Here is a 13,052-nt window from a genome sequence, read left to right on the forward strand (position 1 = left end):
ATCGCCGTTGAACATGTGTCCGGCTTTAAGCCATGGCCGGAAAGACCATCGGTTCGACCTCAGGCGATCAGTTTATAGCCGATGCCGCGGATGTTGATGATTTGGATCTGATCGTCATCGCGCAGATGCCGCCGGAGCTTCGTAATGAACACGTCCAGGCTCCGGCCATTGAAAAACGAATCATCGCCCCAGAGTTCGGTCAGGACCACACTTCGTTCGAGCACCTGATTCCGGTGTTCGTACAGACGTCTGAGCAGTTCGGCTTCGCGGTGCGAGAGCAGCACTGTCTGATCGCCCAGCCGGAGCTTCTGTTTCGATGGATCGAACCGATAACGACCAATGGTCAGCAACGCGGGTGAAGCGGATGAAGCCGTGGTGGTCCGGCGGAGCAGGGCGTTGATCCGGACAATCAGCTCATCCAGACTGAAGGGCTTCTTCAGGTAGTCGTTACCGCCCAGTTCGAAGCCCCGGACCACATCGGCCGTTTGCGAGCGGGCCGTCAGAAACATAATCGGAACGGCCGCATTTTGCTGACGGATACGCTCGGCCAGGGTGAAGCCGTCCATGTGCGGCATCATTACATCGGCCACTATAATATCGGGCTGTTGCTGCTCGAACAGGCTCAGACCCTCCTGCCCATCGCTGGCGTACAAAACCGTAAAGCCCCGGACTTCCAGACTGTCGCGGACGATCATGGCCAGGGCGGGTTCATCTTCGATCAGTAAAACGGTCGGCATCGGTCAAAAGTCTATGGTAAATACGCTGCCTTTGCCAGGTTCGCTGTGCACACGAATCGTTCCCCCGTGTCGTTCGACAACCTGCCGGACGTAGGCCAGCCCCAGCCCAAAGCCTTTGACTGGGTGCAGATCGCCGGTCGGAACGCGGAAGAAGCGATCGAAAATGGCCGACTGGTACGCTTTCGGAATGCCAGTGCCGTTGTCGGTTATGGTCAGTTGCCATTGGCGGTCCTGTTGCCGAGCCACAATGGAAATGGTCACCTGATCCTGCGAATACTTGATGGCATTGTCGATCAGGTTATCAAGCGCATTGCTGAAGTGTATCCGGTCGACCGTAACGACGGTTTCAGGAGGAATGTGCAGGGTAAAATGGACCGGTTTGGCAGCGCGGAGCTGGTGGTTTGTCAACAGTTCCTCAACCAGTGCCGCCAGCGTAACCGGTTCGGGATGCAGCACGAAATCGCGCTTTTCGTCAACGGCCAGGTTCAGCACTTTTTCGACCAGATCGGCCAGCCGTTGCAGATTATTGCGGGAGATGGTCAGGTAGGTCTGGGTTTTCTGCGGATCGTTCAGCGCACCGAAATGCTGCAATGCATCGACCGCGGCCGTAACTGTAGCAATGGGCGTTTTCAGTTCGTGCGTCATGTTGTTGATGAAGTCGTTCTTGACCGCCGACAGCTTTTTTTGCCGCAAGATCGTCGTCAGCATAAACAGAAAGCAGCCGGTCGTCAGTATCAGCAGCAAAGCAGAACTGCCCAGCAGCCAGCCCATTTGCCGGAGCAGGTAAACCGTTGGGGTATTGAACGAAGCCTGGACAAACAGATTCTTTACCGGATTGATGGGTTCCGGGGTCGTTCGCAGAATTGTACTGGTTTTGTCGGTCTGCCGGGCAGATAAACTCCGGAAAATAACTACGTTCCCGTCTGTCTGTTGCGGTTTGATAGTGAGTGTATCCAGTTGAAAATCCGTGTTGATTTTCCGTCGCTGTAGTTCGGTTCGATAAGCTGACGCCAGCCTGGCCAGATTCACCTCAGCACCCGTGGCCCAGTCGAGCAGAAGCAGGCTGGAGATTCGGTGAGCGAGCGAATCGGCGGGTGCGGCTGCAACGGCCGACGGCGTACGAACGGCCTTATACGTAACCACCAGTTGCCGGGAAGCGCTGTCCGTACCTGATTTCGGAATCCGTTCGTTGACGAATATGTGGGTTTTTCGGTCATCGCCCGCCATCGGCCCCGATTCACTGTAGCGACGAACAATAATTCGGGACGACGCTCCCGACGCTGTTGGCTGCCGGACCGAATAGCCCAGTAGCTTCTTGCCCACCAGCCGTCGGGCTTCGGCGATCTGCCGCTGCTCCAGCACATGAAACAGGGCATCCTGAACCGAGCGGCTAAATTGCTGGCGGTTAAGCTGGTAGGTCGTCCAGAGCCAATATCCCTGAAACGCATTGATTCCCACAATGCAGAGCGTCATCAGCCCGAAAATCAAACGTATGCGCCGGTCCATAAACAAAGCTACATCGTTCAGTGGGCCTTTGCACCGGCGTTAACACTGTTTAACGTTTCTCCGCTGCAAACCAGCGTTTACAACTTATTTTTTCTGGACCGTAGCCAGCAGTTCGTGCGGATAACCCATCGTTACGGCGCTGCTCTCGTCCAGACGGGCTATCTGTTCGGCCGTCAAGCGGATATCCACCGCTTTCAAACTAGCCTCAAGCTGGGTCAGGGTCCGTGCGCCGATGATCGGAAAGATGTCTTTGCTCATCACCCACGCCAGGGCTATCTGTCCGGGCGTGGCGTCGAGTTCGCTGGCCATCTGCTCCAGTTGATCGAGGAGTTCGCTGGTGCGCTCGTCTTCCCGGTAGCCATCTGGCGCAGCCTGAGTCAGTCGCCCCGCGGCTCCCTGCCGGTATTTTCCGGTCAGTAATCCCCCCGCCAAAGGCGAATAGCCCATTACGCCCAGGCCGAAGTGGGCAGCCATGGGCATCAGTTCACGTTCGGCGGTTCGCTGCAGCAGGTTGTATTCGATCTGCACGGCCGTCAGCGGAATAGCCGTGGCCATGGCGGCTGCTTTCCAGGCCGGGAAATTGGCCAGACCCGTATACAACACCTTCCCGGCTGTGACCAGATCGTCCAGGCCACGAACGATTTCTTCCAACGGTGTAATGCCGTCATCAAAATGGGGTAAGTAAATATCGATATAATCCGTTTTCAATCGCTTCAGGCTACCCTCGATGGCCTGGCGCATGGCTTTACGGTGATTTCCGGCATTGGCCAACGACGGATTCGCCTGACTGCTTCGGGTATACTTGGTGCAAATAATAAAATCGTGGCGCTGGTGCTCAATAAAGCGGCCGACCGTCTCTTCCGCTTCGCCAAACTGATACTGGTCCGATACGTCGATAAAGTTTCCGCCGGCTTCGGCATAAGCCGCGAGGATTTGGAGCGCTTCCTGGACGGGTGTGCCATAACCCCGGCGGTTGCCCAACTGCGAGCCGCCCAAAATCAGTTCGCTGGCTGGCAAACCGGTCTGTGTTCCCAATAGCTTATGTTTCATACGGCAAAAGACAGCTGCAGGCAGCGCATAGTCAAGTACGGCTGAATTCAGCCGTATTTACCAGACCTTCTAATACGGTATATTTATTGGATGTACGAGAGAAAGTTACCGGTCGAAGTCGAATGTGGCCTCCATCTGTTTCTGGAAGTGATGAACGGAAAGTGGAAGATCAACCTCATCTGGTGCATTCATTCGGGCATCAGGCGACCGGGCGAATTGCAGCGGAGAATTCCTAAAGCGTCGCGGAGGTTGCTGGATACCCAACTGAACCAGTTGGTGGCGCATGGTATCCTGTCTAAAACCAGTTTCGATCAACTGCCCTTAAAAGTAGAATACAGCCTCACCCCACTGGGCGAAACCCTAATACCCATTATCGAACTGACGGCACAGTGGGGTGAAACCCATAGGCGTGTGCTGGAACCGCTGTTTATCGGTGAACAGCAGAACGGGTGAGCTTCATCAAAATAGGGTAAATAAGCCTGTAATGCCTCAGCGCTCCCGTTTTTTTTCGGACCTTAGTTAAAGCTCGCTCTAAACTCCAGCGGAGACAGGTCCGTTTTTGACTTAAACAGTTTGCTGAACGATTGGGGATGCTCGAAACCCAGCTGATAGGCTATTTCGCCCACGGTCAGGTTACTGATGGTCAGCACTTCTTTGGCTTTCTCGATGAGTTTGTGGTGAATGTGCTGCTGGGTATTGTGTCCGGTCAGCGTTCGCAGCATATCGCCCAGATAGCGAGGGGTTACGTGTAATTCGTCGGCCAGGTACTGAACCGTTGGTAATCCGTTCATCAGCGCCGTTTCATCGTTAAAATAGTTGAGCAGCAGTAAGTCCAGTTGCTCCAGTAACGCATTGTTGACGGGCTTACGGGTAATAAACTGGCGTTTGTAAAAGCGCTGACTGTAGTTGAACAGCAGTTCCAGTTGCGAGATGAGCACATCCTGACTGAGGTCATCGATCGCCGTTTCCAGCTCGTCGGCTATGTTTTTGGCGATACCAGTCATGATGGTTTTTTCTTTATCCGACAGGTGTAACGACTCGGTCACGGAGTAGGAGAAAAAACCATAGTTTTTGATTTTGGTATCCAGCGGATAATGCCGTAGAAAATCGGGATGAACCAGCAAGGTAAATCCCAGCCCGGAATCGGAGGCCCGAACGCCGGTCAGGGGTTGGCCGGGTGAAGTGAAAAACATACCTCCCTCGTCGAAGTCGTAGGTTGTCTGGCCATAGCGCATGCTGCAACCCGCCGACTCGTTGTAGGTAATGTTGTAGAAGTCCATGGCAAAGGTGGAGGCCAGCATCTCATTGGTGATGGTCACTTTGCTGTAGTCCAGCAGGCTGATCAGCGGATGCAGCGGCTGTGGTAAACCAAAAGCCCGTTGCATTTCGGTAATAGATGAGTAGATGCGTGGTTTGTTTCTAGAGTCTCCTTTCATGGCTGCTTAACAAGATTGCCGGTACAAAAAGTTACCAGATTGTACCGGCAAAATAAGTCCTGATGTTCGGGTTACGCTGCGATCAGCAATTGTTTGAGGCCTTCCCGGAAAGCCTCGTCGCCTACCGCCAGGCGCTGAGCATATAGGGCTTTGGCATCGTCACCACACACGTACCGTAAGGTATTTTTGCCATCTGTCGCGGCTTCGTAAACTACTTCGGCGATCTGGTCGGACGTAGTAACGATTTTATCAGGGCCGATGGCCGCCATAAACCTGCCCAGCAACGGTTCGTAAGCCGGATGCGAAGCGATGACGGACTTAGCCCCAATTTCGGTAGCCACCAGACCGGGCTCTATGGTTTTGATACCGATACCGAATTCGGCCAGTTCAAACGAAAGGCTTTCGCTCCAGCCTTCCAGCGCCCACTTGCTGGCATCGTACATCGAACTGACGGGGAAGCCCATCAGCCCCGCCGACGAACCTGTGGTAATAAAAAGACCGGCTTTTTTCTCCCGGAAATAAGGGATAAACGCCTGTGTGACCCGCACGACACCCAGGAAATTGGTTTCCATCTGATCGACCAGTTGCTCGTCGGTGATGGCTTCCAGGGCGCCCAGTAGCGCATAGCCGGCATTGTTAAACACGATGTCTATGTCGCCCAGCGCCAGTGCTTTTCGGGTGGTTTCTTTAATCTGGTTTCTATCCGTTACATCCAGTGGCAGCAGGGTTACATTATCCATCAGATTTAACTCTGTTTCGGCTTCCGGCCTGCGCATGGTAGCGATTACCCGCCAGCCTTTGGTCGCAAATAGTTTCGCTGTTGCCTTCCCGATTCCTGTCGAAGCACCCGTAATAAAAATGGTCTTTGTCATTTCTTTTCCTTTGTTTTCCGAGACGCAAAGCTCACGGACCAACGGTTGTCGCGCGTAGTGAAACTGGAGAATCTTGTAGTCGAAATGGTAAACGACCTGAATTTATCGGGTGGAAGGGTAATTGACAGCCATAATCGTAGCGCGGACGGTCTAACAAAATCGCGTCACTACACCCAGTTTGACGTTTCTGAACATATCTTAGAGCGTTAATTAATCCACTAAGATGATCCGTACTTTTTACCTCTTCTTATCCGTAACGCTGCTGCTAAGTCAGCGCACTTTGTTTGCCCAGGTTGGTATTGGTGGCCAACCGCACCCCTCGGCGGTGCTGGACCTGAAATCGCCCGCCAACGACAAAGCCTTTTATCCACCCCGGCTCACCAGCGCCCAGCGACAGGCCATCGCCAGCCCGCAGGTAGGTGCCCTTGTGTATGACCTCGACAAAGGGGCCTTACTCCTCTTCGACGGCCAGAACTGGTTGCCGCTGCTCACCACCGATCTCAGCCAGGCCTCCCCGGTTACCCGCACCGCCGACGATGGAGCAGCTGGAGATAACTTCGGCATTAAAGTAACGATAGCGGGCGACTATGCTGTTGTAGGAGCTTATAACAAAACCATTGGAAGTAATGCCAATCAGGGCGCAGCTTACGTATTTGTTCGTAGTGGCAATACCTGGAGTCAAATGCAACGACTCACGGCCAGTGATGGGGTAGCTAATACCCACTTCGGAAGTAGCGTAGCTGTGTCAGGGGATTATATAATCGTGGGAGCGAAGGAGGCCGCCTATGTGTTTGTGCGCAATGGTAACACCTGGATACAGCAACAGCGACTCACAGCCAATGACGGGACAAGCGGTGATAACTTCGGCACTAGTGTAGCTATATCAGGGGATTACATAATCGTGGGTGCCAATTTCAAAACTATTGGTGGTAACACTTCGCAGGGAACAGCTTATGTATTTGTTCGCGGTGGCAGCACCTGGACGCAGCAACAACGGCTCACGGCCAGCGATGGAGCCAGTAGTGATTTCTTTGGCAGTAACGTAGCTCTAGGAGGAGATTATGCTATCGTGGGTGCTTACAACAAAAATGCTACTCAAGGAGCAGCTTACCTGTTTGTGCGCAATGGTGATACCTGGAGTCAGCCGCAACGACTTATGCCTAACGATGGAGCCAGTTATGATAACTTTGGCATTAGCCTGGCTATATCAGGCGATTACGCCATCGTAGGAACCAAGACTAAAACTATTGGTGGTAACTTATACCAAGGAGCCGCTTACGTGTTTATGAACGTTGGTACTAGCTGGCTGCTGCAGCAACGGCTCACGGCCAGTGATGGGGCAGCCAATGACGGTTTTGGTACTAATGTCGCCATAGCGGGGGATTATGTTATCGTGGGAGCCAACAACAAGACCATTGGTAATAACTCTGGACAGGGAGCTGCCTATATATTTATGCGTAGTGGCAATACCTGGACACAGCAACAGCGCGTAACCGACAACAGTCCAGTCAATACACTGAATGGTTCAGCGGTCGGGTTATCCAATGGGACTTTTATCATCGGTGGGCCTGGCTTTCAAAGCTTTCGGGGTAAGGTTGGGTTTGGTACGGTCAACTGAGTGTAATTGCCAGGATTTTACCAGCACTTGTCCCCACGACTCTTTTCTGAGGCAATGGCCTACTTGCACTTCTTATCAAATCCCCGTGGCTTCAGTTAGCCACGGGGATTACTAATTTCGCGGCACGATGTTATTTTTGCCACATCGTTGATCGGCTTCCGAAGAGATCAACATACACCTGGAGGACGACCTCCCTCATAGTGAGAAATCGATTCGGGACGACCCGGCTTTTAAAACCTATACGTCGTGTCCTGGATTTATTTAGTTCTCGCGGGTCTGCTGGAAGTTGTCTGGTCCTACGCCATGAAACAGTCGGAAAGTTTTACCCGGCTGATTCCTTCTCTAATCACTGTCGTTGCAATGATCGCCAGTCTGGGCCTGCTGGCATTGGCTATGCGCACGTTGCCGCTGGGCACGGCCTATACCATCTGGACCGGTATTGGCGCTATCGGCGCATTTCTGGTCGGAATTTTCGTGCTTGGCGAATCCGTTAGCCCCACTCGTTTACTGGCAGCGCTGTTGATTGTTGCCGGTCTTTTGCTAATGAAGTTCTCTTCAGACCATTGACGATCATTACCCAATAGCAACGCTTTCACTATCGGCTTATGACCATTAACACTGTTTAACACTAGATAGCAGTGGGTTACAAACCATCGCCTGACCTTTGATGCGTCAAACCAAACCAGGCGATTGTTTATGAACACCTCCATCATGGCTGCTTTTCTGAGCGCACTGCTCCTGGCAGCGTCCCGGCCCGCGCTGGCGCAGGCGTCCGGGCAGATTACCTACGAAGTAGCCCGTAAAGTGGACCCGTCCGCTATGCATATCGTGATCAACGGCGAGCCGGTCAAACCCGGCGACCCGAATTTTCCGACCGATATTCCCGACACCCGCACCTTTGGGCAGAAGGTCGTGTATGCCGATAAATACGCCAGGGAAAACCGTGATGAACAGAACGCGGTCGTGCGAATGACGGTTCAAGGGCCGGGCGGGGGCGGAGTGCCCCGGAATACCAATATGGGCCGACCGTTTGAGGAACAGGTATTTGTGGATCTGGCCAATCAGAAAACCATTACGCTGCTGACGGTTGGGAAAGACAAGGACGCCAAAACCTATCAGGCCGAAAAACCCATTCAACGGGCGAGCGGCTGGCAACTGACCGATCAGACCAGAAAAATTGCGGGCTATACCTGCCGCAAAGCGACGGTTCCCTTCCGAAAAGAAACCTACACGGTCTGGTTCACGACGGAACTCCCCATTACGTACTCACCCATTCGCGAACTGACGCCCGAAACCGGGGTGGTACTGCTGGTAGAAAGTAGCCGGGAGCAGTTTCGGGCCACGAAAGTCAGCCCATCGGCTATCGATCCGGGTGACGTGAAACCGGCAACCACCGCCCAGACCGTGAGCGTCGAGCAACTGGCCGATCTGCGGCAGAAAGCTATCGCTGATTTCCAGCAACAACTGATGATGGGCGAGCGAAACTGAGCGTGTGTAAATCAGACCGGCCCGTCCCGCCACTCCTTCCAAACCAAACATGAAACGCCTGCTTTGTTGGATCGGCCTGGTGCTGGTCACCTGTTTTGTCTCACTGGCCCAGAAAGTGCCCGCTACGGCCACGATTGCCGGAGTCGTTCTCGATTCGGTGAGTGGCAAACCGCTACGAATGGCGTCAGTATCGTTGTTGACGGACCGGGATTCGGCCTATATCGACGCAACCATCACCGACGGCGACGGACGATTTCTGTTGCGACATGTACGTGCCGGCCGCTATCGGCTCCTGGTTACATTTCTGGGCTACCGGAATGGCTCGTTGGAGGTTACCATCGACCAGGCGGCAACGGCCGACGTCGGAACGATCCGCCTGAATGAGCAGGCCAATACACTGAACGAAGTGGTCGTCAGGCAGGAGCAGGCACCCGTTACGGTAAAGCAGGATACGGTGGAGTTCAATGCCGGCTCGTTCAAGACCCAGCCCAATGCGCAGGTAGAAGAGCTGTTACGCAAACTGCCCGGTGTAGAAGTGGCCCGCGATGGTACCATCCGGGCGCAGGGTCAGGCTGTCAGCCGGGTCCTGGTGGATGGCAAACCGTTCTTCGGCAATGACCCGAAAATGGCCACCCGCAACCTGCCCGCCGACATTGTCGATAAGGTTCAGCTGTACGACCAGGCGTCCGACCAGTCGCAGTTTTCGGGTATCGACGACGGCAACCGCGAACGAACTATCAACCTGACCATTAAGCGGGATAAGCGCCGGGGCTATTTTGGGCAGAATGCGGTGGGTGCCGGGACGGATCACCGCTACCAGGGGCGGCTAAACCTGAATCGATTCAACAACGGTCGGCAACTGTCCCTCATCGGGCAGGCCAATAACCTGAACCAGCAGAATTTTTCTCTGGCCGATGGAACGGCTCCGGGGCAAAACGGCGGGCCAGTTTTCGTGGGTGGCGCGGGGACGGCCGGTATCCCCGGTAATCAGCAGCCCACCAATATCGTCGAGATAAGAGCCGGGGGAGCAAATTTTCGGGACAAGTGGGGCAAGCAGGCCGAAGTGGCCACCAGCTATTTCCTGAATCAGGCCATTACCACCACCGACCAGCAGATTCGCCGGGAAAACATCCTGCCGGGGCAGGCGTTTCTCACGGATCAGACCAATTACTCGCAGAATCGGCAAACAACTCATCGGTTTACCGGTCGACTCGACTGGCAACTGGATTCGCTGACCAGCCTGCGGCTGACGCCCAACATTGCCTGGCAAACGACAGGCTACGAAAGTCAGCTCAACAGCCGGTCGTATATACCCGCTGGCCCGTCGCTCAACACGGGCGACACCCGCTACGGCTCAACGGGCGACGGCATCAATGGCTATAACAACCTATTGCTGATGCGTAAATTCCGTCGGGAGGGACGTCTGCTTTCGGTCAATCTGAATACCGTGCTGGCCGATGGGCGTACTACCGGTATCAATCAGTCGGCCAACACCCGGTACGACTCCATCGGAATCAGTCCGTATCAGACGATGCACCTGAATCAGCAAAACGATCAGGCGAGTTACGCCCTACAGCAGACGCTGACGCTGTCGTATACCGAACCGTTGTCGCTGAACCAGAAGCTGGAGTTGCGGTACGCTTATCTGAACAGCCGTAACCGGGCCGACCGCGCCGTGGCGGATGCCGATGAAACGAGCGGATTGTACACGCGTCCGAATGCGATGCTGAGCAACCACTTCGGGAGTCTGTTTATGACGCATCGGGTCGGGACTACCCTGCAAACCCGGCGATTGCGCTACACCTATGCGCTGGGACTGGATGTGCAGCAGTCCCACTTACAGGCCGAGAATCGTTCCGTCGATACGAGCCTGAGCCGCCGGTACCTGAACGTACTGCCCAATGCGTTGCTCAGTTTTACGTTTGCGCGCAACCGCAGTCTTCGGCTGCAATACCGAACCCGGCTGAATGCCCCCTCGGTCGCGCAGTTGCAGCCCGTTGCCGACAATACCAATCCACTCAGCATCCGGCTTGGTAATCCAGCGCTCCGGCCCGAATATGACCATACTGTAACGCTCACTTACAATGGCACAAGCGGAATGGGAGCGAAAAGTTTATCTCTGTTTGCCAGCCTGAATCAGAGCGATAACCGAATCAGTACGGCTACGACCATCGACGAAGCCGGAGCGCAAACCACGCAACCCGTGAATACCGGCGGGTATTGGGCTACCAATGGCTTTCTTTCGCTGGGACGAACCCTTCAGCCGACAAAGCTGAGCCTTAACCTGACGACGAATGCCAGCCTGAGTCGTACGGTCAGTTTGATTAATGGGCAGACGAACCGGACGAATACCCTGACACTTGGACAAACCGTGCGGTTTCAGTCGACTTATGACGGGAAACTCGATTATGGCGTGAGCGGTACGCTTAGTTACCAGACCGTTACGTATTCGCTGCTACCGCGACAAAATACCGCTTTCTGGGCGCAGTATGGGACGGCCGACGTTCACTGGCAGCTTCCGTTCAATCTGGTGTTGACAACCGATGTTACCTACACAGCCACTACGGGTCGGTCGGCGGGGTATAATCAGCGATTCGCCCTCTGGAATGCATCCGTGGCCTGGCAGTTTCTGAAGACCAGGCAGGGTGAAATTCGCGTTCAGGCATTCGACCTGTTGAACCAGAACCGGAGCCTGGTTCGCAACACGACCGACGCTTACGTGGAGGATGTTCAGAGCCGGGTCCTGACCCGTTATGTTCTGGTCAGTCTGGTGTATAATCTTCGCAGGTTTGGGGTATGAGAGGTAGGGGTTAGTCATTGGTGGTGAGTTGTCAGCGGGCAGTGTATTCGAATCAGGGTAGTAAGCGTGCCTCAGTTCCAAACCGTGGCACGCTTATTACCCTGATTCGAATACTAGTATATTCCTGTATCGTGCCGGCTTTTGAGGGGGAAGCGCTGAAATTCACGTCTAATCGAATCGCCGGATGATTCATAAATTGGGTTTATTAATCGTACCCGCTCTGATGTTGGGTCTGTATCGTCCCGTTTCGCTAAACCACCAGCCCATTGTTGTCGACCGTATGACCCACAATACTCCCCGGCAGCCTTTAGCCGACAGTAAACAAGCGCGTCGGAAAGAGCTGTATGGCCTGCTTGGACGATTGCCCGACCGCAACCGGCCGATTCGGGCAGAGCTGATTTCCAGACAGGAAACGGATGAACTGATCATCGAAAAGCTGTTGCTGGATCTCAACGGCCTGGAGCGCGTACCGGCGTATTTTACCCGGCCAAAAACTCAGACCAGTAAGCTTCCCGTTGTGCTCTTCAATCACTCCCATTTCGGTCAGTACGACGTCGGCAAGGAAGAGTTTGTGCGTGGGCGGCCCGAAATGCAGCAACCACCGTATGCACTGGCACTGGCGCGGGCTGGCTACGCGGGTTTGTGTATCGACAGCTGGTGCTTCGGTGAACGCCGGACGAAATCAGAACTCGATACGTTCAAAGAAATGCTGTGGCACGGTCAGGTGCTATGGGGAATGATGGTATACGACAACCTGCGGGCCCTGGATTATCTGCAAACCCGACCCGAGGTCGATACGCGCCGGATCGCTACCATGGGAATGTCGATGGGCAGCACCATGGCCTGGTGGCTGGCGGCACTGGACGAGCGCGTCCGTGTGTGCGTCGATTTATGCTGTCTGACAGATTATCAGGCTCTTATCGATGCGAAAGGACTGGGTCTGCACGGCATTTACTACTACGTTCCTGATTTATTGACGCATTTTACCACCGCCGACATCAACGCGCTCATTTCGCCCCGGCCTCATTTTGGGTTGGCAGGACGATTTGATCCGCTGACGCCCTTACCAGGTCTGGCTAAAATTGATGGGGCGCTTCAGACCGTTTATCGGCAGGACGGCGCTCCCGATGCCTGGCAGCTCCGGATCTACGACGTAGGTCATCAGGAAACCGAAGCCATGCGAACCGATATCCTGGCTTTTTATAAAAAGTGGCTGTAAGATCGCTTTTGCGTTCCTAATCCATTGGGAAGTTGTGAGGCCCCCAATTCGTACTATTTATATGACCCCGCTGGAGTCATCTGTTAGCACTGGACAATGATTTTCGGCTTGTGTCTGGTCCACTATAACCTATAGACGCAACGGAGCTAGCTGCAACAACTCTGATGAGCGAATAGCACACGGGGGCCTCTTGATGAATATATCCCTTCAATCAGACCGGCGAAACAAACCTGATTTAGAAAAACACTGTTAGCTGTAGACCGGCTTGAACGAAACCTTATAGGATTAAAATAATCAGATATTACTACACTAAAAGTTATTACATA

At 54.0% G+C, this 13,052-nt stretch carries 11 protein-coding genes; 6 read left to right on the forward strand and 5 right to left on the reverse strand.

Features of this window, described 5'->3' with window-relative positions:
- Positions 1 to 59: 59 nt before the first annotated feature.
- The 3 genes from ACYVC2_RS14610 to ACYVC2_RS14620 form a co-directional block, all read right to left on the reverse strand.
- Positions 60 to 737 carry a response regulator transcription factor gene (locus ACYVC2_RS14610; RefSeq protein ID WP_461103186.1) on the reverse strand — a complete coding sequence of 226 codons (678 nt, stop codon included), beginning with the start codon at positions 735 to 737 and terminating at the stop codon, positions 60 to 62.
- A gap of 3 nt (positions 738 to 740) precedes the next feature.
- Positions 741 to 2,243, reverse strand: a complete 1,503-nt coding sequence (locus ACYVC2_RS14615; protein WP_461103187.1) for a sensor histidine kinase — start codon at positions 2,241 to 2,243, stop codon at positions 741 to 743.
- Positions 2,244 to 2,327: 84 nt separating this feature from the next.
- Positions 2,328 to 3,293 carry an aldo/keto reductase gene (locus tag ACYVC2_RS14620; protein WP_461103188.1) on the reverse strand — a complete coding sequence of 322 codons (966 nt, stop codon included), beginning with the start codon at positions 3,291 to 3,293 and terminating at the stop codon, positions 2,328 to 2,330.
- Positions 3,294 to 3,383: 90 nt separating this feature from the next.
- On the opposite strand from ACYVC2_RS14620, the gene ACYVC2_RS14625 reads away from it, so the two are divergent.
- Complete coding sequence (locus ACYVC2_RS14625; RefSeq protein ID WP_461103189.1) at positions 3,384 to 3,746, forward strand: winged helix-turn-helix transcriptional regulator; 363 nt, start codon at positions 3,384 to 3,386, stop codon at positions 3,744 to 3,746.
- A 62-nt stretch (positions 3,747 to 3,808) separates the two neighbouring features.
- Here ACYVC2_RS14625 and ACYVC2_RS14630 read toward each other — a convergent pair whose 3' ends face one another.
- Together ACYVC2_RS14630 and ACYVC2_RS14635 are read right to left on the reverse strand one after the other, a co-directional pair.
- Positions 3,809 to 4,729 (reverse strand): helix-turn-helix domain-containing protein, encoded by a 921-nt coding sequence (locus ACYVC2_RS14630; RefSeq protein ID WP_461103190.1) that lies wholly within the window; start codon positions 4,727 to 4,729, stop codon positions 3,809 to 3,811.
- A gap of 71 nt (positions 4,730 to 4,800) precedes the next feature.
- The gene (locus tag ACYVC2_RS14635) at positions 4,801 to 5,601 is read right to left on the reverse strand and encodes an SDR family oxidoreductase (RefSeq protein ID WP_461103191.1); all 801 of its coding nucleotides are present in this window, start codon (positions 5,599 to 5,601) and stop codon (positions 4,801 to 4,803) included.
- A gap of 223 nt (positions 5,602 to 5,824) precedes the next feature.
- Here ACYVC2_RS14635 and ACYVC2_RS14640 point away from each other — a divergent pair, with 223 nt between their 5' ends.
- The 5 genes from ACYVC2_RS14640 to ACYVC2_RS14660 all read left to right on the forward strand — a co-directional run bounded on the left by ACYVC2_RS14640 (position 5,825) and on the right by ACYVC2_RS14660 (position 12,726).
- Positions 5,825 to 7,219 (forward strand): FG-GAP repeat protein, encoded by a 1,395-nt coding sequence (locus tag ACYVC2_RS14640; protein WP_461103192.1) that lies wholly within the window; start codon positions 5,825 to 5,827, stop codon positions 7,217 to 7,219.
- A gap of 246 nt (positions 7,220 to 7,465) precedes the next feature.
- Positions 7,466 to 7,786, forward strand: a complete 321-nt coding sequence (sugE, locus tag ACYVC2_RS14645) for a quaternary ammonium compound efflux SMR transporter SugE (protein ID WP_461103193.1) — start codon at positions 7,466 to 7,468, stop codon at positions 7,784 to 7,786.
- Between the two features lie 129 nt (positions 7,787 to 7,915).
- Positions 7,916 to 8,707: a GLPGLI family protein gene (locus ACYVC2_RS14650; RefSeq protein WP_461103194.1), complete on the forward strand. Its 792-nt coding sequence runs from the start codon at positions 7,916 to 7,918 to the stop codon at positions 8,705 to 8,707.
- Between the two features lie 49 nt (positions 8,708 to 8,756).
- Positions 8,757 to 11,507 carry an outer membrane beta-barrel protein gene (locus tag ACYVC2_RS14655; RefSeq protein ID WP_461103195.1) on the forward strand — a complete coding sequence of 917 codons (2,751 nt, stop codon included), beginning with the start codon at positions 8,757 to 8,759 and terminating at the stop codon, positions 11,505 to 11,507.
- 184 nt (positions 11,508 to 11,691) lie between these two features.
- Positions 11,692 to 12,726 carry a dienelactone hydrolase family protein gene (locus tag ACYVC2_RS14660; RefSeq protein ID WP_461103196.1) on the forward strand — a complete coding sequence of 345 codons (1,035 nt, stop codon included), beginning with the start codon at positions 11,692 to 11,694 and terminating at the stop codon, positions 12,724 to 12,726.
- Positions 12,727 to 13,052: the final 326 nt, after the last annotated feature.

The sequence above is a fragment of the Spirosoma koreense genome, from assembly GCF_054777875.1.

Excerpts from the sequence above, each read along its gene's own strand:
- ACYVC2_RS14610 (WP_461103186.1), bottom strand. The coding sequence starts at position 737 with ATGCCGACCGTTTTACTGATCGAAGATGAACCCGCCCTGGCCATGATC.
- ACYVC2_RS14615 (WP_461103187.1), bottom strand. The coding sequence starts at position 2,243 with ATGGACCGGCGCATACGTTTGATTTTCGGGCTGATGACGCTCTGCATT.
- ACYVC2_RS14620 (WP_461103188.1), bottom strand. The coding sequence starts at position 3,293 with ATGAAACATAAGCTATTGGGAACACAGACCGGTTTGCCAGCCAGCGAA.
- ACYVC2_RS14625 (WP_461103189.1), top strand. The coding sequence starts at position 3,384 with ATGTACGAGAGAAAGTTACCGGTCGAAGTCGAATGTGGCCTCCATCTG.
- ACYVC2_RS14630 (WP_461103190.1), bottom strand. The coding sequence starts at position 4,729 with ATGAAAGGAGACTCTAGAAACAAACCACGCATCTACTCATCTATTACC.
- ACYVC2_RS14635 (WP_461103191.1), bottom strand. The coding sequence starts at position 5,601 with ATGACAAAGACCATTTTTATTACGGGTGCTTCGACAGGAATCGGGAAG.
- ACYVC2_RS14640 (WP_461103192.1), top strand. The coding sequence starts at position 5,825 with ATGATCCGTACTTTTTACCTCTTCTTATCCGTAACGCTGCTGCTAAGT.
- ACYVC2_RS14650 (WP_461103194.1), top strand. The coding sequence starts at position 7,916 with ATGAACACCTCCATCATGGCTGCTTTTCTGAGCGCACTGCTCCTGGCA.
- ACYVC2_RS14655 (WP_461103195.1), top strand. The coding sequence starts at position 8,757 with ATGAAACGCCTGCTTTGTTGGATCGGCCTGGTGCTGGTCACCTGTTTT.
- ACYVC2_RS14660 (WP_461103196.1), top strand. The coding sequence starts at position 11,692 with ATGATTCATAAATTGGGTTTATTAATCGTACCCGCTCTGATGTTGGGT.